The following is a 22,002-nucleotide window of genomic DNA, read 5'->3' on the forward strand; positions in this document are numbered from 1 at the left end:
ACGCGCCCCTCGTCGGGGGCGCGTCCGTCTGTGCGTGCGGGCCGTGCCGCTGGGTCAGACCTCGTGCGAGCCGCGGCGTCGGCGCACGCTCACGAGGTAGCCGCCCGCGCCGAGCAGCAGCGCAGCGAGGGCTGCGAGCGACGCGATCTGCGCGCCGGTGACGGGGAGCCTTGCCGGCGGGCGGGTCCCGTCGGCGCTGTCGTCCGGGTCGTCCGGCTCGCCCTGCGGGTCCTTCGTGATCGAGTCGAAGTGGTTGACGAGCTGCACCTCGGCCTCCCCGGGGGCGGTCGTGGTCGACAGGCCGTCGACGGGGATCGTCGTCCCGGTGGCCGCGGCGATGCTCCCGCCGACGACGACGTCTGCCCGTGTCGAGGTCGCGCCGCCGGTCCCGGTCTCCGTGAGGACGCACGTCGCGCCGACGGGCAGGTGCTCGTAGGTCGTCGTGAGGCTCGGTGCGCGGAGCGTGCGCTCCGCGCCGCCGGGCACGGCGACCGGGGACGTGGTGCCGTCGCGCTCGAGCGTGCACGCGAGCTCGACGACGAACGGACCGTTCGCGCCCGGGGCGCTGTGGTCGCCCTCGATGGTCTTGACGACCGTGAGAGACGTGTCGTCGAAGGTGTTCGTCGCACGCACGGTCGCGGTCGAGACGGTCTCGCCGGGCCGGGGTGCCTCGATGAGCACGGTGCCGTCAGCCGGGGCGAGGGCGGTGCGCGTGGCACCGCCGGTCGTGACCTCGGCGACGACGCACGTGGTCCCGGCGGGGAACGTCCCGAAGGTGCGGGTCGCGCCACCGACGAGGTCGAACTTCTCGTCGAGGACGTTCGCGCCGCGGTACGTGCACCGCGCGGTGAAGCCGAACGGGCCGGTGCCGTGCTCGGCGGCCGCGCCGTCGACCTTCTTGGTGACGGCAAGGATGCCTGCGTCGAACGCGTTGGTCACGGTGACGGCGTTGGGGGTGGCGCCGATCGCGACGTCAGCCGTCCCTGTCCCGGTGACCGTGACGCCGTCGCCGACCACGACGACGCTGTCGGCGTCGCCGTCGCTGACCTCGGCGAGCTCGCACTCGGCGCGGGCCGGGATCGTGCCGGCGGGGACGGTGTAGGTGTCGCCACCGGCCAGGTCGAACCGGAGCGTCGGGTCGCCCCCGAAGAGGACCGGGGTCCCGGAGACGGCCGCGGTGCAGGAGAGCTCGAACGAGAACGTCGTCGCGACGCCGCGGTCGGCCTTCGTGTCGACGACCTTCGTGACGGACAGGCCGCTGTACGCGTAGGTGTTGGTGAGGGCCGCGACCTGCGCGGCCGGCACGACGCCGCCCGTCGCGTCGGCCGTGATCGTCACGGTCGCGCCGGCGGACCGGGTGGTCTCGCCGAAGGCGCCGGGTGCGCCGGTCTCCTCGACGGCGCACTGCGCGCCCACGGGGATGCCGTCGATCCGGTGCTCGTGGTCACCGGCGTCGTCGAGGACGACGGGCATCGACCCGAGGTCGAGCTCTGCACCGCCCAGCGTGCACGACACGTCTGCGGTGAAGGAGCCGGGTGCGAACGCCGCGGCCGGGCCGGTGACGTCCTTGCGGACGAGGAGCGGGCCGGTGAGCACCTGGACGCCCATCTTGGCGGGGGAGATCTTCTTCCACGCCGTCTGGCCCTCGTCGCGGTACTTCACGCCGAACTGGTTCCAGGCCACGACGTCGTCAGCCGCGGGGCTCGCGGGGACGCCGTCGGCGAAGGTGCTGTCGGCGAGAGCGTTGACGGTCTGGAACGTGACGTCGACGAACGCGCCGGGCTGGAGCGCACGCGCACCGGTGGTGCGCAGGTCCACGCTCACGCGCAGGCCGGTGACGCGGTCCCAGTCGGTCGTGGGGGTGACCTCGGTCCACGTCTCGCCGCTCTGCTCGCAGACGGCGCCCGTGAGGAGGCCGCTCCAGGTGCCGGCGCACGCCGTCGGCGTCGTCGTGACCTCGGTGCGGACGGTCGCGCCTGCGGGCGCGGACACGTCGAGTGATCCGGGGACGAGGCGCGGGCGGTAGCTCGAGCCGCGGTCGGCGCCCGAGATGATCATCGTGTCGTCGGCCGACGCGAGCGGGTCGAAGATCGTCAGCTGTTCGACGTTCGTCGTGCCGCCGTTGATCGCGCGCAGGACCCAGTGGTCGGTGCCGCCGACGACGGAGCGCGCGATGCAGGGCGTGCGGTAGTAGCTCCCGCCGGTGGCCGCGAGGAGCGGGGTGCACTCCTGCCCCTCGAGGGTCGCCGCTCCGGTGACGGCTCCGCGGACTCCCTTGACGGTGAAGAGGTTCGGGCCGCCTGTCGGCGAGACGTGGTCGGCGGAGCCGCACGTCGTCCGGTCTGCTGCCCACGCGCCCGTGACCGGGCGTGAGGCCACGAGCGGGGTGCATGCGGCCAGCGTCTCCGCGGTCCGCACGGTCATCGTGTTGATGGCCTGCTGGGTCCCGGTCAGGCCGGCCTGCAGCTCGAGGAGGACGCGCACGGTGACGGTCTCGCCGGGCTTGAGCGTGCGGCCTGTTGCGGGCCAGGTGAGGACGAGGTCCTGACCGTCCTGGACGGTCGTGACGTCGTCGGACATGAGGCCGTCCGGGTCGGTCGTGACGACCGGCGCCTCACCGGTCCACAGGAGCGACGTGGGGAGGGTGTCGCGCAGCTCGGAGACGGTGAGGAAGCCGGTGCCGGCGTTGCGGAACGTGAGGTCCCACGGCACCGCGCGGCCGACGTCGACCGTCCGCGTGCCCTCGTTCGCGAGCTTGTCGACGGCGAGCCTGCGCGTGCCCTCGGTCAGCGTGAGGAGCGCGGCTGCGGCACGCTCGTCGGACGCCTCGCCCGTGAGGCGGTCGGCGATGGCGGTCACGGTGTTCTGCACGGTGCGGTCGGCTCCCGCGATCGCCACGGGCGCCCCGGCGGACCGGGTCGTGTCGCGCAGGCGCACGGTGAACCTCGCCGTGCCGCTCCAGCCGGAGGCGGGCAGCGAGCTCGAGAAGAAGGTGCCGTCCGCCTTGGAGAACACGAACCGGATGCCGGTCGCGCGGCTGACGTCAGCGCCCGTCACGGGGAGCGCGACGGCGGCAGCGCTCGCTGCCGTTCCGGTGCGCCACCCGGACGCGCCACCCGCGCCGAACGGCCCGAGCACGTCGACGCGGACGCGGTCCGCGCCGTTCGGCAGGGTGATCGCGCCGAGCCCGACGAGGTCGAACTCGTCCCAGAACTGAGGGGCCGTCACGATGTCGTCGGTCAGGCGCACCTCGGCAGGCGAGATCGTGCTGGTCCCCTGGGTCGCGCCCAGGGTGACGGTCACGGGGGTCGTGCGGGCTGGCGCGGCGATCGTCGTCGGGGAGACCGACTTGGACGCGGTCACGTCGATCGCGCCGCCCGAGAGCGGTACCGACGCGGTCGCCGTGCCGGCAGCGGCGACGGTCGGCGCGAGTACCGGGTCGTAGCTCTGGGCGTATCCGTGGTTGTCGACCGGGTGGGCCTTGCCCGCGCGGAGCTCCTGGGCGTCGCCCGTCGAGCGCACGTGCGTGCGCAGGCGCGTCTCGAGCGTGAGCGCGACCTTGTTGCCCGCGGAGATGGTGCCGCCGGTCGTGGTCGGGTCGGTGCCCTGCATCGTGACGGACACGCCGACGACGTCGGCGAGCTGCGCGGGCGTCGCGGCGAGGAGCTGGGTGACGCTCATCGACGACGTCGTGAGGTCACCGGTCGCGGGGTCGTGCCGCAGGAGCCACGCGACGGACGTGTTGTTGTCGACCTCGGTCGGGCGCGTGACCGTCATCGAGACGCGGGTCAGGTCGAACCGGTCGAAGACCGACTCCTGGCCGCCCGGGGCGAGCCAGTCGACGCTCGCGGCGAACGGGTCGGCGAGGGCGTCGGCGAGGTGGCAGGGCGCGACGTCGACCCCGGAGCAGGCCGGGTCGGTGATGCGCAGGTAGGAGGCGCGGGCGACCGAGTCGTTCCACGCGGTGACGGTGAAGCTCCGGGTCGGGTAGGACGCCGCGGCGGTGCCGGTGGGCGGCACGAGCAGCTCGCCCGCCGGGGTGACCGTCTTCTCGATGCGCACGAGCGGGACGGCGTCGACGATCGTGATGTCGTCATGGTCGCTGTCCGTCACGGGCGCGCCTCCGCCGATCGGCTGACCGGCGATCCCTGCGGTGTTGCGCACGACGCCGGGCGTCGTGTGGTTGTACGTCGCGGTGCCGGTCACCCAGGCGTTGGACGCGGAGCGGCGGACCTCGCGGACCTGCCAGGTCAGGACGAACGTGCGGTCGGTCGTCGAGCTCGCGACGCCGTCGCCCACGGCGGGCGCGTACGGGTCGTAGCCGGCGTCGGTCGCGGCCGCGGTGCGCGCGGCGACGTTCTCGGCGAGGACGAGGCGCGCGCCCGTGGCGTCGCGTCGCTGCGCGGCCGTGAGCGTGAGCCCCGTGAACCCGGTCGAGCTCATCCAGCCGCCCGACGGCGGGGCGACGGCCTGCCAGGTGCCGCCGATGTACAGCTCGACGGCGGTGACCGTGTCGTACGTGAGGTACCAGCCGTTGGTGAACGGCGTCGTCGAGAAGCTGCGGGGCTCGATGCGCTGGAGGTCGAACGCGTCGGCGACGCTCGCGGCGACGGGTCCGGCCGGGTCAGCAGGGTCGCTGATCGTCACGGTCTCGAGGCCGTCGCTCACGCGCCACGACAGGGTCGTGGTGCGCGTCTGGCCGGACTGCGCGCTGACGGTCGCGTCGGACCACGCCTTCTGGATGGCGACGGCGCCGGCGCCGGGCGGCGACGGCTCGACGGCGACGTTCACGCCCTTGCCGTCGGTGTCGGACAGGGGGGTGCCTGCCTCGGTCTCGCCCTCGGCGCTGACGATCGCCGCGTTGGCGAGCGCGGCGGTGGGGAGCGGGCCGCCCGTGCGCAGTGCGCTGCGCGCGGTCGTGACGAGGTACGGGATGACGGTGACGCTCTCCTCGAAGCCCTGCGTGTTCTCCAGGACGAGGCGCACGCCCGTGACGTCGGAGAGCGACGCGCCGCCCGGGGTGAGCTGGGCGCCGGTGAGGCTGAGCAGCGAGGCGGCAGCGACGGCGGGGGCGGCGTGGACGGTCGTCCAGGTGCCGAGCGCCGTCTGGACCTCGACCTGCACCGCCGTGTTCGCAGGGATCTGCGTGGGTGCGAGGGAGACGAGGTTGAAGCCGTTCCAGAACTCGCCGGCCGCACCCGCCCAGGCGTCCGCGATGGTCAGCGTGTCTGCGGTGACGTAGCTCGACGAGACGGCGAGGTCGGAGCGCAGCGAGACGACGGCGCGGTCGCCGGGGCGCAGCGGCCCGGCGGGTGCGACGGTCTTCGTCAGGGTGACGTCGATCGCGGCGGGCACGACGGTGAGCGCGTCGTCGTCGTGCGCCTGGGTGGTGCGGCCGTTGGTCGCGGTGATCGTGCTGGTCGCGGTGTTGGTCCGGGTCACCGCGTTGCTGACGCTCCCCTCGGGGGTGTCGACGGCGACGACGACGCGGGCCGGGTCGGCGTTCGGGGCGATCGACCCGGTGAAGACGATCTCGAAGCCGGTGACGTGGGTGCCTGCCGGGGGTGCCGGGGTGGCGGGCGTGGCGCCCTCGGGGAAGACGACGTCAGCGGTGCTGCCGTCGGAGAAGCGGTAGACGGCCTTGGCTCCGGTCGCGCCGGTGGGCCAGCCGGGTGCGCTCTTGAGGCCGCCGAGCTGAACCTTGGTGTCGAAGAAGCCGAGGTCGCTGATGCGGAGCTCGCTGACGGCGACGTCGGAGAGCTGCGCGGCGGTGAGGGTCAGGGTCGTGCTCTGCCCGGCCGAGACGCGTGCGGGGGCGAAGCTCTTCGTGATCGTCGTCGCGAGGTTCGCGGGCACGACGGCGTGGGGTGCGGTGGCCGTCTTCGACACCGTGGGCCTGCCGGCGACGGTCACGGCTGCAGACGCGACGTTGGTGAGGTCGTGGCGGGCGAGCGACAGGTCGGACGCGTCGTTGCGGTGCGTCTCGCGCTGCGTGACGTCGATGACGGCGCGCAGCGTGCCGGAGACCGCAACGGCGTCGGTGCACGTCACGCGGAGCCCACCGACGTCGGCCTTGGTGACGCCTGCGGGGAGCCCGGCGGATGCGGCCGGTCCGGGGGTTCCCGTGACCCAGCTCCAGGTGCCGCCGGAGCGGACGTAGGCGTCGACCTGGACGGCGGCGCAGCCGGCCGGGGCGCTCACGGTGAAGGCGTCGAGGTCCTTGATCGCGAAGGGGTTGGAGGCGTGGAGGGTTGCCGCGCCGTCGGGCGCCTGGGCGGGCTCCTGGAGGACGAGCGATGCCGCGGGGACGTTCGCGGCGTTCCGTCCGGTCACGGTGACGGTCGAGGGGGCGCCCACGGCGAACGGCTGGGTCGCGGGCGTCCAGGTCTTGCCGGGGACGACGTCGACGCTGATGGGCGCGGTCACGTGGATGGCCGCGCTGTCGTACGCGGGCTGGGAGTTGGTCGCCGTGACCTGAGCCGTGTTGGTCAGGTTCTCGTCGGTGCCCGGGGTGAGGTTCGTCGGGACGGCCATCGTGAGGGCTGCCGTGAACGTCTGGCCGGACTGGATGCCGACGCCGGTCGGGCTGACGGTCGGCTGCGTGAACCGGACGCGGAGCGCCGTGTCCGCCTTGATGACGGCGGGCGCGGTGGCCGACGTCGTGCCGTCCGAGGTCCACTCGGTGACGTAGGTGAGGCTCGGGTCGGGGCTGCGCAGCTCGACGTTCTTCAGCTCGTGCCCGGCGAAGACGCCGAGCGCGTCGCTCAGCTCGGCGTCGAGGCAGGACGCCTCGGAGCACGTGACCTGGATGCGGAACGTGTAGCTGTCGCCGGCGACGTTCTCGACCCGGTCGACGGTCTTGGTGAGCTGCAGGTACTCGTTGCTCGCGGCGGCGGCCGGGAGCGCTCCGAGGGACACCGTGAGGACGGTGGCGAGGAACGCCGCGACGGCGGCGACCGCTCGGCGAGCGCGGTGCGGACGACTGGCTGCAGGCAACACGAAGACTCCCAGAAGAGGTGTGGATTCCGGGAGAGACTAAGGACCAAAGACCCTCGGCCCGTGGCGGGGTGCACTCTGCGTCAGGTGGCGGTGCACTCTGGAGCCGGGTGATTCGCGTCATGGTCCCGCGAGCACGTCGTGCTCGCGGGACGCGGTCAGGCCTGGCGAATGTTCGCGTGGGGAGCCCCTGCGGCCGCGAGCGCCTGCGCGCGGTACGCGCTCGGCGGGACGCCGTAGCGTTCCCGGAACACGCGCGTGAGCTGTTCGGCGCTCGAGAACCCGGTGGTCTTCGCGACGCGGCGCACGGTGATGCTCGCGTCCGGGCTCGCGAGGATCTCGGCGGCGTGGGTGAGACGGATGCGGCGGAGCTCGCTCGCGAACGTGTCGGCGGCGCCGTCGTACTGCGCGAAGAGGTGGCGCCTGCTGATGCGCAGGTCGCGGGCGATCTCGCTCGCGTCGAGGTTCGCTTCGTGGTGCCGCGCGAGGAGCTGCTCGCGGATGCGTGCGCGCAGGTTGGTCGAGGCTCGCCGGCTGTGGTCGATCGCGGCGGCGACCGTCGCGTTGACGAGCTCCTCGAGCGCACGGCCGGCGGCCGCAGCCAGATGGGTGTCTGACGGCACGAGCAGCTCGGACGCGAGCGCCAGCATCGCGGGAGCGAGCGGCGCCTCGTGGACCGCGATGTCGGAGGTGCGCAGCACGGGTCCGGTGAGCTGTCCGAAGACGCGGGTCGTGATGAGGATCGTCATGCGGCGGACGTGGTCGGACTGCCACTCGATCCGGTGGTCTCCCTGCGGGGGATGGATGATCAGGGCGCCAGGCCCGAGCTGCTCGCGCTGGTCCCCCTGCACGAGCACCGCGGCCCCCTCGACGAGGATGTCCATCGCGGCGATGCGCACGCCCGAGGGGACGGGAACGCCTTCCCGTCGGAACTGCATGGTGTACGGGCCGCCCTCGTACTCCATGACGACGACGCGACCCTCGACGACCGTCGTCGTCACTCCGCGGGCGCGCGCCGGGTCAGGGAAGCTGGTCTCCCATCCGAGCGGCGTCAGGAGCATCGCGATCTCGGCGGCGCCGACGTCGCGACGCCCGACGGGAAGCATCTTCGAGATCCAGGCGAGCACATCCTCGGTCGACCGGTCCTGGCGCTGCAGCACAGCACCGGGGAGCGTGTCGACGGAGGTCATCTGCGCAGGCTAGCGGCGACGGACGATGCCCCGGTGCGCACTTTTCCCGGTTGGTCCGATATGCCTCAGGGGGTATCGCCCAGGTCGGGTGTGACGTGCTACGTCGATGCCCCTGGAAGCTCGCAGATGCCGTCGACGCATGCCGCGCCAGCGCCGCCGAGCATCGCGAGGCCAGGGGTCCCGGGCGCGGACGCCGGGGCGGCGTCGGGCGCCGCGGGTAGTGCCCCGGCGACGGGGAACGCGGCGAGGATCGACACGGTGTCCGCGGCCGCGGGGGCGGCGGCGGTGGCGACCTCGCCGCCCGTCACGTCCGCGCTCACTCGCCTGCTCCGACGCGCTCGGCGACGACCTGCTCGAGGACCTGCGCGAACGTCTCGGGAGACTGCGCGCCCGAGACGCCGTAGCGCCCGTCGACGACGTAGAACGGCACCCCGGTGATGCCGAGCTGGCGTGCCTGGGCGATGTCGGCGTCGACCGCCGCCGCGTGGCGACGGTCCGCGAGGGCGGCGGTGACGTCGTCGGCGTCGAGCCCGACCTCGGCGGCGAGACGCGCGAGCGTCTCGGGCTTGGCGACGTGCTCGCCCTCGGTGAAGTAGGCGGCGAAGAGACGCTCGAGCATCTCCTGCTGCAGGCCGACGGCCTTGGCGTGGTGGAGCAGCTCGTGGGCGCGCAGCGTCTTGGTGTGGCGCAGGCGGTCGAAGCGGAACTCGACGCCCTCGGCTGCGGCCATCTGCGTCATCTGCGCGAGCATCTGCTCGACCTGCGCGAGCGGCATGCCCTTGTGGTGCGCGAGGAAGTCGACCTCGGTGCCGTCGAAGTCTTCGGGGGTGTCGGGTGCGAGCTCGTACGAGTGGTACTCGATCTCGACGGGCACGGCGCCGCCGCTCGCGGCGAACTGCTCGAGCCCTGCGGCGAGGCGGTGCTTGCCGACGTAGCACCAGGGGCACGCGACGTCCGACCAGACGTCGATCTTCAGGGGGGCGGGGGCGTTCGCGTCCGTGTTCACACTGTGCTGAACAACGGCAGACGCCGTGTATTCCGCTGACAAGGGTCCTGCGGCCTACGGGAGCGGTCGCGGGGCCCCAGGACCCGACATACGTTGTGCCCGGCGATCGGCAGCGAGGGGTAGGGGCAGGTATGGCACGGGCACGGTGGGTCTCGGTAGTGGTGGCGGCGACTGTCGCCCTCACCTTGGGCGGCGTCTCGCCCGCAGGCGCGGCGTCTGGGCGGGCGGTGGTTCCTGCTGAGGTGCAGTTCCCGACGCCGGAAGCGGCGCCTCGCGCGGACGGCGCTGCTGGCGGCGCTGCCAGCGTTGCTGGGGCCGCGGTCGCGGCGTCGGCGTTCTCGGACGGGCTGCTGCGCCGGACGGTGACGATCGCGGACCCGCGCGAGTCGGCATCGCCGAGCGCCGCGCAGCGCGTGACGCGCGTCGTCGCCACGCAGGACCTGGTCGCGCAGACCTTGAGGGCGACCGTGTCGTTCGCTTCCGCGCCGACGTCGGCTGCTCCTGCCGTGGTCATCGTGTGGTTCGGCGAGTGGGACGGGTCGTCGTGCTCGCCGCGCGCCGCGCTGGGCGTGGAGTCGCGGCCGGGCGGTCCGGCCTCTGGTGCCCACATCGGTGCCGCGGGTTCGGTGACGGGATCCTTCGGTGTGTCGCGCACCGGCAGCGGGACGGGCGTCGTGCTGTCGTCTGCGGCTGCGGGGACGTTCCGTGCGGCGGACCTGGAGTGCGGGTTCACGACCGTGCAGAGCGTGGACGGCGCCACGCGGTACCAGTCGTTCTATGCCGAGGGCATGGACGAGGTCTACAAGGCGGCGCTCGGGTTGACCGGCGGCGAGCCGGTCCAGGGCGCACGCGCGGGCAAGTGGACGACGCTGCGCCTCGACGTGCGCAACTCTGGGCGGGGTGCGGCGAAGAACGTCCGTGTCAGCGCCAAGGGTGCGAGCATGACGATCAAGAATGCGAGCCGGTCGCTCGGGACGATCGAGGACCGCAGCACGAAGTACGGCGTTGTCTACAAGGTGAAGCTCAAGGGCGCGAAGTCGCGGAAGATCACCTTCACGGTGACAGCCGACGGCGGCTACAAGGCGACGAAGTCGTTCACGATCGCGCGCACGCCCGCGCCGAAGAAGTACACGTCCCTCGCGGGGCGCTTCTTCTGGGGCTATCAGCCGACGAACGTCGGCTCGTACTCAGGCTGGGACAACACGACGATGTGGTTCGTCGACAAGAAGTGGGTGTACGTCGGGGACACGAAGGGCCGCACCCCGAAGTGCCGCACGACCACGAAGACGTGCAAGCGCTACTCGTACGACGCACGCCGCGGCGTCGCGAAGATCGGCAAGCAGAAGTTCGCAGTGACGACGAAGGGGTTCTCGTACCGGGCGGCGAAGGGTGAGCAGAAGTCGAGCTTCTCCCCGGCGACGCTGCCGAAGAAGGGCGCGCGGTTCAAGGCAGACCTGGTGCACCAGAACTGGTCGGGATACTGCCTGCTCTCGTGCACCTCGTGGACGGAGCGGCTCACCCTCGCGAAGAACGGGCGTTTCGTGTGGGCGCGCACGTCGATCGGCAGCTGGCCGGGGATCGGCCAGTACTGGAGCTCGGCGCCGCCGGCGAACCGCGGAACCTACAAGGTGGTGAAGAAGGGCATCGTCGAGCTGCGATACGCGAACGGCAAGAAGGAGCGCATGTCGATCGCGGTCGATCATGATGTGCGCGGCAAGCCTTCCCCTGCGGGTGCCGGTGTGGTGCTCGGGCTGACGAACTTCTACTTCCAGGACTGAACGCTGCGACCCACGCCTGCTCGCGCAGTCCTCGAGCGGGCGTGGGCGAGCGAGTGCCGTGCCGCTGCGGCAGCCTGGGACCATGACCGCCGACGTCGTCGCCCGCGACCATCCCTACGTCGGTCTGCTGGCCGCCGCGGGAGTATCGGTGTCGGCCGTGCTGCTGTTCGGTGTTCATGCCCGCCCGCTCGGGCACGTCGTGCTCGTGGTCGCGCTGGCGCTCGGGTTCGCGGCGGGACGTGAGCTCGGCAAGGACCTGCTGCTGATCGGGTTGGGGCTGGCGATCATCTCGACGACGTCGGTCGAGGCGGACCTGGACTGGGGGCCGTTCCTGCGGATCGGTGCGGTGCTGCTGCTCGCGGTGGCGGTGCCGTTCGCGGTGGACAGGTGGGTGTACCGGCGTCGGGCGATCCGCTTCCCGTGGCGCACGGGTGAGCGGTGGCCGACGGTCGACAAGTGGTACATGGTCGCGGTGCCGGTGATCGGCTGGCTGGTGCTGCCCTGGTACTTCATCCGGTCAGGCGCGTACGTCAACTGGCCGTCGAGCGACGACGCCGGCGAGACGGCGCGCTTCTTCGTGGGCGTGAACGCGGTGGGCACGTGGGACGAGCTGTTCTTCATCTGCGTGTGCTTCACGCTGCTGCTGCGTCACTTCCCCGTGTGGCAGGCGAACCTGCTGCAGGCGACGATCTTCGCGTCGTTCCTCTGGGAGCTCGGCTACCGCGAGTGGGGCCCGCTGCTGACCTTCCCGTTCGCGCTGATCCAGGGCGCGATCTTCGCCCGCACCCGATCCCTGACCCTGGTGCTGATCGTGCACCTGCTCTTCGACGCCATCGTCTTCATGGCGATCATGCACGCGCACGATCCGGGGCGGTTCGCGGTGTTTCCGCTCGTGGGGCGGTAGGCGGCTCGGGACACCCGATAGCAGGAGATCTGGCGCCCGAGAGCCTGCATCGTTCTAGACCAACTCGCCTACGATCTTGGACCTGAGGAGTAGACGAGGAAGTTGTCGATGTTCCGCTTCTTGATCATCACCTTCAGAGCGCGCGCGGCCCCCCCCTGGCTGCTGGCCTTGAGCGAAACTGCCAAGCGCAAGGTCGAAATTGGCGGGATTCACCTCGAGTACCATCATCTTAACGAACTTGACCGACGCCTTGTATCGACTGGCGTACGAGAGCGGATTGAAGGCCTTTCGGGGTTTGTATCCGACCGATCGCTTCCACTCGTTCCACGCCACGGTCGCACCTCCGCCGGTATCGCGCGCACGAACAGTCTCGTGCTCGTAGATGACGTACCAGAACCGTCCATAGAGATCGACGCAGCGTCGGATGTCTACCGCGTCATTACCCGGCGACTCATGCTTCACGACGTCCGAGGCCTTCAGGTCTCCGTAGTACTCAACGCCCTGTCCGGACCTGAATACCAGATCGTAATCAAAGGAGCCGACCTTCTTGTCCTTCTGGAAGTCAGCGAGGCTCGACAGTCCGGACTTCTTCAGGAACTCAGCGAACCGGAACTCGAGGTAGAACCCTGGCCACTCGCCCTGGAAGGTGTCCGGCCAGTTCGCGGCATGCATCTCCTTGACTGCATCCAGCCCTTCGACCGTCTGGCCGTCCATGAGGTCCAGGTTGAACGACCTGAACACCTCGAGCCGAGGGTCCGTCGCACTTGCCGCGCCCAGGACGTAGCGCTCGAACTCGTCGGAACGCACGCTGGTGAGTACGTTCTCGTTCCGGTCGCGCCGCGTGAAGATACCGCCGGTCTCTGCCTGGAACAGGTCGTTCGTGGCCACATGGGCGGCCGAGTTGTTGGCTCGGCGGGTGACGTAGGTCGTCGGGTCGAAATCGACGAAGATCGTCGTCCCGCGATAGTGGTAGATCCCCACGAACCGCGGCACCAGACCTTCGGCGCGAGCAGCCGCCTCGACAGCGAGCCACTTGCCGGGAATCTGGATCCGCTTCTTGAATCCGGGCCAAGGGTTGCCCAGGTGCGTGACCTGCTTCTTGAGGATGATCTGGTCCCGATAGCGAACGACGCGCTCACCGTGATAGATCTCCACGCTTGCGCCCGGCAGCGCGTCAAGCAGGAGGCGGTTCTTCTCCGAATCGGACAGAGTCGTGTCGACGTCTTGGACGAGCACGCCTCCTGAAGCGATCTGGTCTACGGCAACTCTCCCCATGGTGTTCTCCTCTGGTCCCTGGCCCTGTAGTTCTCGAGGCTACTGCGAGGCACCGACACGGCCCACACGGACAGGACCTCGCGGAACGCCGCGTCGGAGGTAGCAGTCGAGAGCACGAGCCTCCTCTCCCGTCGGGCGCGGCCGGAGAGCAAGTGCGGGCGGCCACAGCATGCACGGGTAGCTTTCCGCGGACGGCGTCGGTAGTGTCAGAGCGAGCTGCTAAGCTGGCCCCACCGCGCCCCGCTCGCTCCCACGAGCAGCTGTCATTGCGCACTACCCGGAGACTCATGACGCACACGCAGCACCCCCGCTTCACCTACGTCGACCTCTTCGCAGGCATCGGCGGGTTCGCCGCTGTCCTCGAGTCGCTAGGCGGACGAGGTGTCTACTCCGTCGAGATCGACGAGCACGCGGCCGCGATCTACGAGCGAAACTGGGGGCACTCGCCTCTCGGGGACATCACCGCTGATGCCAACGACGAGACGATGAACGTCCCGGAACACGACATCCTCGCTGCGGGCTTCCCCTGCCAGCCGTTCTCCAAGTCCGGCGCCCAGCTTGGCATGGATGAGACGCGCGGCACGCTCTTCTTCAACATCATGAAGATCATCGAGGCGCACCACCCAACCGTGGTCCTGCTGGAGAATGTCCGGAACCTGGCTGGACCGCGGCACCGCCACGAGTGGGAGGTGATCATCGACCGCTTGCGCAGCGTGGGGTATCGCGTCGCCGAGGCACCTGCAGTGTTCTCCCCGCACCTCCTGCCCCTGGCGCGCGGCGGCCGCCCGCAGGTGCGTGAGCGCGTGTTCATCACCGCGACGTACGACCCAGACCACGTCATGGACCACGACGAAGTGCCGCTGCCGCTGATCCATGAGGATGGCCGCGGTGACGAGGAGTGGGACCTCACCCAGGACCTCCCCCTCGACATCAAGAACGTCGACTCCCGCTACTCGCTCACGGCCGAGGAGATTCGCTGGATCGACGCCTGGGACGAGTTCGTGCGCCTCATGTGGGAAGCCGAGAGGCGCCGTGCCGGGTCCACCAATGCAGCCAAGCTCCCCGGGTTCCCGATCTGGGCCGACCACTGGGTTCACGAGACGGACCTCGACATCCCTCTCGGGACACCGGCTTGGAAGGCCAACTTCCTGCGCAAGAACGCCGAGTTCTACACGCGGCACCAGGAGGTGCTCGACACCTGGCGCAAGCACCACCGAATCGACGAGTTTCCGCCGTCCCGCCGCAAGCTCGAGTGGCAGGCGCAGGACGCCCCGACACTTTGGGACTGCGTCATGCAGCTGCGACCGTCTGGCATCCGCGCAAAGCGCCCCACGCACCTCCCCGCTCTCGTCGCCATCACGCAGACGTCGATCATCGGCCCGCAGCGACGCCGGCTGACCCCTGCGGAAGCAGCACGGCTCCAAGGCCTCCCGAGCAACTTCGACTTCGGCTCGCAACCCGACGCGAGGTCGTACAAGCAGCTCGGGAACGGCGTCTCTGTCGGGGCCGTCTGGCACGTCCTCAGGAAGCATGTCGAGCGTGACGCCCGGATCCTCGAGACGACTGCCAGGGGTCGAGCGATCCTCAAGGCCGTCCGGGACGATGCACCGAAGACCCCGGACGACATCCTCCCGCAGGTCCTCGCCGCAGGTCAGCAGCGCTACCGAGACGCCCAGGCGGCTCTCGCACGGTGATGAGCGGCGCGCCGGTACCGCAACACGTACCCGCCCACCCAGGATCGTCGTCGGCCGCGGTCTCGGCGCGCATGTCGACAGCACGGCGTCGAGACACTGCGCCAGAGCTCGCGCTCCGGCGCGAGCTTCATGCGCTCGGGTTCCGATACCGAGTCACATATCCCGTCCCCGGGCAACGACGCAGAACCATCGACGTCGCCTTCACCAGGCTCCGCCTGGCGATCTTCGTGGACGGCTGCTTCTGGCACGGCTGCCCGGAACACGGGACACGGCCGCGCTCCAACTCTGCTTGGTGGCAGCAGAAGCTCGCCGCCAACGCCGCGCGCGACCGCGACACGGACCGGCTCCTGACCGAAGCGGGCTGGACAGTCCTGAGGTTCTGGGAGCACACAGACCCATCTGAAGCGGCCCGTCTTGTTGCCCAGGCAGTAAGCGCCCTCCGAGAAGACCGCCGCTGACGGCCGGAACCGAACGCACCCTCACGTCCGGCCCCGGCCACATCCGTCAGCTCATGCGAGAACAGTGCTCGCACTTCCGTTGTTCGCCAGTTCCAGACACCTTGTTCCACCACGGGATCTGCTGCCCGGAGACACAATCGTCGTGATCGTGATAGACGTCCGGGTCCGAGGGATTGCTCGAGTGATATGGCGGGACCTTCATTCCTGCACCTCCCTTCATCGGCTGCTTGCTTGAGCAGCGTCCCGTGCCCCTCTGACATCGAGAGAGGCGGGAATGCCCCCGCCTCCGCCGCCGTTGACCCGACATGCCCACCCCCTTCCCGCTCGAGCTTGGTCTCGACACCTTCGGCGACACGTCCACCACGTCTGACGGCTCCCTGAGCTCACACGCGCAGACAATCCGTGAGGTCGTCGAGCAGGGTGTTCTCGCTGATCAGGTGGGTCTGGACTTCATCGGTATCGGCGAGCACCACCGGCCTGACTTCGCGGTGTCGGCGCCGGACACGGTTGCGACGGCGATCGCGGCCCGCACGGAGCGCATCCACGTCGGCACGGCGGTGACGGTGCTGTCGTCGGAGGATCCGCTGCGCGTGTTCCAGCGTTTCTCGACGATCGACGCCATCTCGGGAGGTCGCGCCGAGGTGATCCTCGGGCGTGGCTCGTTCATCGAGTCGTTCCCGCTGTTCGGCTACGACCTGGACGACTACGAGATCCTCTTCGAGGAGAAGCTCGACCTGTTCATGCGTGCCCGCGCGCAGGAGCCCATCACCTGGTCTGGTCAGACGCGCGCGAGCCTCGAGAACTCCGAGGTGTACCCGCACGTCGAGAGCGGCCTGCTGAAGGCGTGGATCGCCGTCGGCGGCTCGCCGCAATCCGTGATCCGCACCGCGCAGCACGGGCTGCCTCTCATGCTCGCCATCATCGGCGGGGAGCCCCTCGCGTTCGCGCAGTTCACCGACCTGTACCGTCGCGCGCTCGACCAGCTCGGCAACCCGCTCCAACCGATCGGCGTGCACATGCCCGGCCACGTCGCGGAGACGGACGAGCAGGCGATCGACGAGGCGTGGCCGTTCATCGCGCCCTACTTCTCACGTATCTTCGCGGAGCGCGGCGGCCGGCCCATCACCGAGGGGCAGTTCCGGCAGATGGTCGGGCCCGACGGCGCCTACGCCATCGGCAGCCCCGAGACGGTCGCCCGCAAGATCGCGCGCACCCTCGAAGGTCTCGGCGCGAGCCGCTTCGACCTCAAGTACGCCAACGGCAACATGCCGCACTCGATGCTCACGCGCTCGATCGAGCTGTACGGCACGCAGGTCGCGCCTCTCGTCCGCGACATGCTTGCCTGACGCGCGCCCCACGGGCACGACGACCCCGCGGCCGCTCCACCGACTGGTGTCGACCGGAACATAGCGGTCGTCACCCGTCCGGTCGCGCGACGTCACGTACAGGTCGAGTGCCGAGCCCTCCCGCGCCGAGGTCCGGGCCCTCACCAACTTCCAGTCGATTCCAGTTCCAATCTGACGCTCGAGGACCCGGCAGCGGCGGGCCGCCTTCAGGACGACGACTCGACGAGGGTCTCAGTCTGGGGCGACGGCGACCAGCTGCTCCACCGGCCGCCGCCCGTCGCCGAGCTGCCGGCTCGCCTCGACGCGCTATGCAAGTTCGCCAACGAGCGCGACTCCGAGACCTATCTGCCGCCGGTACTCCGCGCGATTGCACTCCACTTCATGATGGGGTTCGACCACTACTTCGAGGACGGCAACGGGCGCACAGCCCGCGCCGTCTTCTACTGGAGCATGCTGAACCAGGGCTTCTGGTTGACCGAGTTCTTGACGATCTCGCGCATCTTGAGAAGGGCCCCGGCGCAGTACGCCCGATCCTTCCTGCTGACCGAGCAAGAAGACGGCGACCTCACGCACTTCTTCATCTACCACCTTGGCGTGATCCAGCGGGCTATCGCTGACCTGCACGTCTACCTCTCGCAGAAGGCCGCAGCACAGCGCGCAGCGCAGGTGCTCGCAGCCCAGCAGGGCGACCTGAACACCCGTCAGGTAGCCCTTCTCGGGCGCGCGATCAAGGACCCGGAGGTTCAGTTCAGCGCGCGGTCGCACAGCATGAGATCGACCTGACCTCGCGGACCCAGGCGCGCCTGCACGATGACGACGCCCCGCCCGTCCGCGACGTGCGGACGGACGGGGCGTCGATCAGTCCCGGGATCAGGCCGTCCGGCGCCGCCAGACGAGCAGCAGCGCGCCGCCAGCGACGAACAGCAGCGAGAGTGCCGCAAGCCCGCCGACCTCCGCACCCGTGACCGGCAACGACTCGTCATCGTCGGACGCACCGTCGGCGTCACCGTCCGGCACGACGTCGTCTGACGGGTCCGCCGGAGTGTCGTCCGTGGGCGTGGTCGTCGGCTCGTCGACCGGCTCATCGGTCGGCGTCGGCTCATCTGTGGGCGGCACCGTCGGCGTCGGCACGACCACCGGCTGCGCCGCCACCTGGACACGGACGGTCCGCACGACCGAGGCGACCGGGTTCGTCGCCCTCACAGCGACGTCGTACGTGCCAGCGGCGAGCTGACCCGAGACGGTGCCCGTGCCGTCACCGTGGTCCACGAGCGCGAGGCCCGTCACCGCCTGCGGCGCTACCGCGGACAGGCTCGCGACCAGGTCAGCACCACTCACGCCAGCACCGCCCCCCGCGAGGCCTGCCGCGACCGACGTCACCGACTCGAGCGTGAGAGTCGGCACCGGCGTCCCACCGAACGCGAGCGTGAGACCCACCGGGCCGCCAGCCGGAACCCGGAACGGGTCCGCAGGCGTGCCCGTGCCAGTGACGGACGTCCCCGGCGTCACGGTCTCCGGAACGGGCGCGTGCTGGATCGTCAGCCGCACCGTGCCGCTGCCAGCGAGGGACGCCGCGCCCCACGCGTCGACCGTCGCGCCGTCAGGCAGCGTGACGACGAGATCCCCGTCGACCGCCCCCGACGCCAACGTCACGTCGACCCGGTAGCCGCCCGAGGTCGCGGTGACCGCGACCTTCGCGACGTCGACGCCCGACGTCACCACGTCGTCGGCCGTGAGCACGTCCGCACCCGCGACCGGGCGCTGCCCGTCTGCATCCTGCACGACGTCGAAGGACACCGTCGCGCCCTCGACGACCGTCTGCGCCGCACCGCCGGACGGTGTGACGACCGTCGTCGCGCGCGGCGCGACAACCTCCACCCGGACGGTCTTGCTCGAGCTAGCGAGGCCGTCGCGCGCCGTCACGACAAGGTCGAACACGCCCGCTACCGTCGGCGTCCCCACAAGAGACACGGAGCCCGGCACCTGGATGAGCGTCATGCCGGGAACCACGCCCGCGACCTCCACGCTCGTCGCGTTGCTCGCAGACGCGATCACCACGTGAGCCGCACTGCCCGCACGCAGGCCCGAAGGCGGCATGACTGTCACGCTCGGCGCAGGCCTGACCTCGACGGACACCGGGCCACGGCCCGTGACGACGGTGTCAGAGCCGACGACCCTGCTGATCACCAGCTCTGAGGCGTACGTACCAACCTCCCCGGACACGACGAACCCCACCGCCTGATCCTCGACGGTGACCGTCACGCCCGGGATGGCCGGGACGAGCTCCACGTGCGAGTCAGGCGCGAGCCCCGTCACGGAGCGGGTCCCACTCACAGTCATGCCCTGCCAGGCGACGAGGTGCATCGGGCCGACGGTCGTCGCCGGGACCACCACCAAGGTCAAGGTCCGGCTGCGCTGCACCCCGAACCCGTCGACTGCGCTCACGGTGAACGGGAATGACCCCGGCGTCGTCGCGACCCCGGCCAGCAGCCCCGTCGACGACAGGTAGGTCCCTGCGGGGAGCGCGCCGCTCGCGATCGCGTGGGTGACGCCTGCCTCACCTTGCGCCTGCGGCCACGTCGCCACAGCGCCCGTGACCGCGCTCCCGGCGAGCACCGCGCGCTGCGTCGGGCCGCTCCACGACGCGGCGGCCGCGAAGCGCACACGGTGCGTCAGAGACGCCTGCGCGTTCTGCTGGCCCCACGTGTCCGTCACTGCCCCGGTCGGGATCGTGACCGTGAGGTCCTGCGTGCCCGTGCCCGCCCCGAGCTGAACCGTCACGCTGACCGTGCTCGGGCTCGTGACGACGGTGGACGTGGATATCCCGCCGGCGACCGACACCGCCGAGGCGCTCAGATCGACGAGCGACGCCTCCGACGCCCCGGAGCGGAACACGACGTCGAAGCTTGTCGCGCCGCCGTCCGCACCGACGACCGCCGGCGTCGCCGTCGTGATCACCGGAGCGGGGACGGCCGGGCGGGCGCCGCCGAGCGGCGTCGACGTGATCCCCGCGACTCGCAGCGTCACGGCGGGCGCGGTCGCGTTGCCGTCGCCGTGCATGAACATGACCTGCAGCGTCGTGATGTCCCTGAGGTCCGCCGTGCCCTTGAAGCAGGCCGTCTGACCGGCCGAGCAGTCATAGTTGAAGACGAAGCCATGGCTCGGCGTCGCGCCGATCCCCGAGTTGTAGCTGCTGGACCGGCCGCTGCTGTCGGTCACGATCGCCGAGATCGAGACGGCGGTGTAGCCGGAGCCGCCCTCGATGTCGAGGAGGTCGAGGAAGAGCTGACCGTTGGTCGTGTCCTTCAGGTTCGTCGGACCCATCGCGTACGTGAGGGTGACCGTCGGCACCGAGCCGTTGCCGGCCAGCTTCTCCAGCTTGATGTTGCCCGTGCCGCCGCTCTGCGTGAACGTCGAGGCGCCAGCGACGTCGTACGACCGCGTGCCGCGGACCGTTCCGGAGAAGTCGTCGAAGGCGATGGCGCCCGCTGCGGATGCCGGCGCTGCGACCGGGAGCGCGACCACACCGGCCGCGAGGGCGAGGGTCGTGACGAGCAGGGCTCGCACCGCTCGTGATGTCCTGCTGATGACCTGCATGTTCTCCCCGGTTCGTGACACTGTGTCAGGTGACGGCCTAGGTTCCCACACGACGACGCCCGCGTATACCCCCCAAGCGGACATCGTGCCAACAGATAGGGCGATACTCACGAGCCGTACGTCACAGCGCGGACGCGACGATCGCCCTCTCCCCCGCCGAAGCGCGCCCGAGGTAGCGGCGGAACGCCGATCTCCGCACGGACAGGCACGGGTCCGCGCCACGACGCTCCGCGATCTGCATCCAGCTCCGGCGCCCCGCGACGCGGCCGGTCCACCCGCTCGTGTCGACCGGCACGTAACGGTCGTCGCCCGTCCGGTCGCGCGACGTCACGTACAGGACGCGCACCGTGCGCCACCTCCGCCCGACGACGTAGCACGGCCGGTCCTTGCTCCCGACACCCTCACGGAACGGGACGTCCGCCATCCAGAACTCACCCGGTCGCGGACCCCCGCGCCTGACGATCACCATCAGCGCGACCACGACGACGACGACCGCCGGGATCAGCCACCCCGCACCGCGCACCAGGTCGAGTGCCGAGCTCATCCACGCCTCAAGTTCCCCCATGAACACCGAGGCTAGCGCCCGCGCGTCTTGCCCAGGACGCGACTCGACCCCGGACCCGCAGGACAGCGGGACCGGGGTCGAGTGACGTCGTCAGGCGCCGCAGCCCTTGATGGCGTCCGCGCCGATGCCTGCCTTCTTGAGGCTCGCGAGCTCCGTCGTGGTCGCGAGGCGCCAGCCCTTGCCGAGCTTGAGCGCGGGCTTCTTCGTCGTGCCGGCGAGCGTGAAGTTGTGGCGCAGTCCGCCGGACCGCTCGAACCCGCGGACCTTCGCGCCCGTGCGGATACCGAGCGTGCAGTACGCCTCCGAGAAGAGCGTGCCGTCGATCCGCGCCACCTGCCGGCCCTGCACCGTGAGGACGGTGATGTCGCCGGTGTACGCGCTGCCGGACTTCTTCAGGTCGCGGACGTAGACGCGCGTCGCGCGCTTGCCCGTCGTCTGCGCCGACGTCGCGACGTCGGTCCACGGCACGAGCGCCGAGACAGCCCCGCACGCACCAGGCGCGACGTCGTAGCGGTCGAACCACACGCGCACGCCCTTGGCCGAGACGTTCCACGCGGCCGGAGCCGGCAAGCTCGCCGCCTCCCCGCGGAATGCGGTGAGACCGTCGAGCACGCAGTCCGGGTTCTGCTCGACCAGCGCGGTCACGATCGCGGCCCGGGTGACCGCGGCGGAGGACGCCGCGAACTTCGTGAGCTTGACCTTCTTGCCGGTCTTGAGGTCGAGCGTGAAGGAGCGGGCGCTCTGCTGCCCGACGCCGCCGCACCCGGCGTCCGAGTCGAACGCCATGGTCACGGACGCGAACCGCTTCTTGTAGATCGCCTTGGACACGCCGGTCACCGTGATCGTCGCGGGCGCGGTCGCACCGCACGACGTGCGCCACGTCGCGACCATCGCCCGCTCCGCAGCGACGAGCGCCTTCGCGTGCTTGGTCACGAGGGCGCGGTTCTTCGCCGTCGAACCCTTCAGGACAGGCATTCGCGACGTCGTCGTCAGCGCGAACGGCTTCGTCACCTTCGTGGTGCGGACCTTCGAGACGGTCAGGACCGCCTTCGGCGTGGCCTTCGCAGCAGCGACCGGAGCGGCCGCTGCCACGGGCGGGGCGGCGGCCCCTGCGGCGACCGCACCCGAGAGCGCGAGGCCGCCCGCCATGACGGCAGCGAGGACAGCGGTGGACAGACGACGAGACATGGACT

At 70.6% G+C, this 22,002-nt stretch carries 14 protein-coding genes; 6 read left to right on the forward strand and 8 right to left on the reverse strand.

Going from position 1 to position 22,002, the window contains the following annotated elements:
- Nucleotides 1-54 precede the first annotated feature (54 nt).
- The 4 genes from AC4F3Q_RS05235 to AC4F3Q_RS05250 all read right to left on the reverse strand — a co-directional run bounded on the left by AC4F3Q_RS05235 (nt 55) and on the right by AC4F3Q_RS05250 (nt 9,192).
- Nucleotides 55-6,999 carry a DUF5979 domain-containing protein gene (locus tag AC4F3Q_RS05235; protein WP_491039039.1) on the reverse strand — a complete coding sequence of 2,315 codons (6,945 nt, stop codon included), beginning with the start codon at nt 6,997-6,999 and terminating at the stop codon, nt 55-57.
- Between the two features lie 155 nt (nt 7,000-7,154).
- Nucleotides 7,155-8,186, reverse strand: coding sequence for a helix-turn-helix transcriptional regulator (locus tag AC4F3Q_RS05240; RefSeq protein ID WP_491039040.1), 1,032 nt, complete (start codon nt 8,184-8,186; stop codon nt 7,155-7,157).
- Nucleotides 8,187-8,284: 98 nt separating this feature from the next.
- Nucleotides 8,285-8,506: a hypothetical protein gene (locus tag AC4F3Q_RS05245; protein ID WP_491039041.1), complete on the reverse strand. Its 222-nt coding sequence runs from the start codon at nt 8,504-8,506 to the stop codon at nt 8,285-8,287.
- Nucleotides 8,503-9,192: a DsbA family oxidoreductase gene (locus AC4F3Q_RS05250; protein ID WP_491039042.1), complete on the reverse strand. Its 690-nt coding sequence runs from the start codon at nt 9,190-9,192 to the stop codon at nt 8,503-8,505. The genes AC4F3Q_RS05245 and AC4F3Q_RS05250 overlap by 4 nt, the downstream gene beginning before the upstream one ends.
- 131 nt (nt 9,193-9,323) lie before the next feature.
- Here AC4F3Q_RS05250 and AC4F3Q_RS05255 point away from each other — a divergent pair, with 131 nt between their 5' ends.
- Both AC4F3Q_RS05255 and AC4F3Q_RS05260 read left to right on the forward strand, forming a co-directional pair.
- Entirely contained in the window at nt 9,324-10,970 is a 1,647-nt protein-coding gene (locus AC4F3Q_RS05255; RefSeq protein ID WP_491039043.1) for a hypothetical protein, read from the forward strand.
- A gap of 82 nt (nt 10,971-11,052) precedes the next feature.
- Nucleotides 11,053-11,874 carry a CPBP family intramembrane glutamic endopeptidase gene (locus AC4F3Q_RS05260; RefSeq protein WP_491039044.1) on the forward strand — a complete coding sequence of 274 codons (822 nt, stop codon included), beginning with the start codon at nt 11,053-11,055 and terminating at the stop codon, nt 11,872-11,874.
- Between the two features lie 54 nt (nt 11,875-11,928).
- Here AC4F3Q_RS05260 and AC4F3Q_RS05265 read toward each other — a convergent pair whose 3' ends face one another.
- Nucleotides 11,929-13,149: a hypothetical protein gene (locus AC4F3Q_RS05265; RefSeq protein ID WP_491039045.1), complete on the reverse strand. Its 1,221-nt coding sequence runs from the start codon at nt 13,147-13,149 to the stop codon at nt 11,929-11,931.
- Nucleotides 13,150-13,436: 287 nt separating this feature from the next.
- Between AC4F3Q_RS05265 and AC4F3Q_RS05270 the strand changes: the two genes are divergently transcribed.
- The 4 genes from AC4F3Q_RS05270 to AC4F3Q_RS05285 all read left to right on the forward strand — a co-directional run bounded on the left by AC4F3Q_RS05270 (nt 13,437) and on the right by AC4F3Q_RS05285 (nt 17,430).
- On the forward strand, nt 13,437-14,843 hold the full coding sequence (locus tag AC4F3Q_RS05270; RefSeq protein WP_491039046.1) for a DNA cytosine methyltransferase: 1,407 nt from the start codon (nt 13,437-13,439) through the stop codon (nt 14,841-14,843).
- Entirely contained in the window at nt 14,843-15,301 is a 459-nt protein-coding gene (locus AC4F3Q_RS05275; protein ID WP_491039047.1) for a very short patch repair endonuclease, read from the forward strand. Before AC4F3Q_RS05270 ends, AC4F3Q_RS05275 begins: the two co-directional genes overlap by 1 nt.
- 305 nt (nt 15,302-15,606) lie before the next feature.
- Entirely contained in the window at nt 15,607-16,647 is a 1,041-nt protein-coding gene (locus AC4F3Q_RS05280; RefSeq protein ID WP_491039048.1) for an LLM class flavin-dependent oxidoreductase, read from the forward strand.
- 171 nt (nt 16,648-16,818) lie between these two features.
- Nucleotides 16,819-17,430, forward strand: coding sequence for a Fic family protein (locus AC4F3Q_RS05285; protein ID WP_491039187.1), 612 nt, complete (start codon nt 16,819-16,821; stop codon nt 17,428-17,430).
- A gap of 87 nt (nt 17,431-17,517) precedes the next feature.
- On the opposite strand, the gene AC4F3Q_RS05290 is transcribed toward AC4F3Q_RS05285, so the two are convergent.
- From AC4F3Q_RS05290 to AC4F3Q_RS05300, 3 genes are all read right to left on the reverse strand, one after another.
- Nucleotides 17,518-20,265: a hypothetical protein gene (locus AC4F3Q_RS05290; protein WP_491039049.1), complete on the reverse strand. Its 2,748-nt coding sequence runs from the start codon at nt 20,263-20,265 to the stop codon at nt 17,518-17,520.
- Between the two features lie 100 nt (nt 20,266-20,365).
- On the reverse strand, nt 20,366-20,809 hold the full coding sequence (locus AC4F3Q_RS05295; protein ID WP_491039050.1) for a hypothetical protein: 444 nt from the start codon (nt 20,807-20,809) through the stop codon (nt 20,366-20,368).
- A gap of 90 nt (nt 20,810-20,899) precedes the next feature.
- On the reverse strand, nt 20,900-21,997 hold the full coding sequence (locus tag AC4F3Q_RS05300; RefSeq protein WP_491039051.1) for an RsiV family protein: 1,098 nt from the start codon (nt 21,995-21,997) through the stop codon (nt 20,900-20,902).
- Nucleotides 21,998-22,002 lie beyond the last annotated feature (5 nt).

It is taken from the genome of Flavimobilis sp. BM9, from assembly GCF_058313055.1.

Bases quoted from the DNA above. Each gene is read 5' to 3' on its own strand.
- AC4F3Q_RS05240 (WP_491039040.1), bottom strand. From the start codon at position 8,186: ATGACCTCCGTCGACACGCTCCCCGGTGCTGTGCTGCAGCGCCAGGAC.
- AC4F3Q_RS05255 (WP_491039043.1), top strand. From the start codon at position 9,324: ATGGCACGGGCACGGTGGGTCTCGGTAGTGGTGGCGGCGACTGTCGCC.
- AC4F3Q_RS05260 (WP_491039044.1), top strand. From the start codon at position 11,053: ATGACCGCCGACGTCGTCGCCCGCGACCATCCCTACGTCGGTCTGCTG.
- AC4F3Q_RS05265 (WP_491039045.1), bottom strand. From the start codon at position 13,149: ATGGGGAGAGTTGCCGTAGACCAGATCGCTTCAGGAGGCGTGCTCGTC.
- AC4F3Q_RS05270 (WP_491039046.1), top strand. From the start codon at position 13,437: ATGACGCACACGCAGCACCCCCGCTTCACCTACGTCGACCTCTTCGCA.
- AC4F3Q_RS05275 (WP_491039047.1), top strand. From the start codon at position 14,843: ATGAGCGGCGCGCCGGTACCGCAACACGTACCCGCCCACCCAGGATCG.
- AC4F3Q_RS05280 (WP_491039048.1), top strand. From the start codon at position 15,607: ATGCCCACCCCCTTCCCGCTCGAGCTTGGTCTCGACACCTTCGGCGAC.
- AC4F3Q_RS05295 (WP_491039050.1), bottom strand. From the start codon at position 20,809: ATGGGGGAACTTGAGGCGTGGATGAGCTCGGCACTCGACCTGGTGCGC.
- AC4F3Q_RS05300 (WP_491039051.1), bottom strand. From the start codon at position 21,997: ATGTCTCGTCGTCTGTCCACCGCTGTCCTCGCTGCCGTCATGGCGGGC.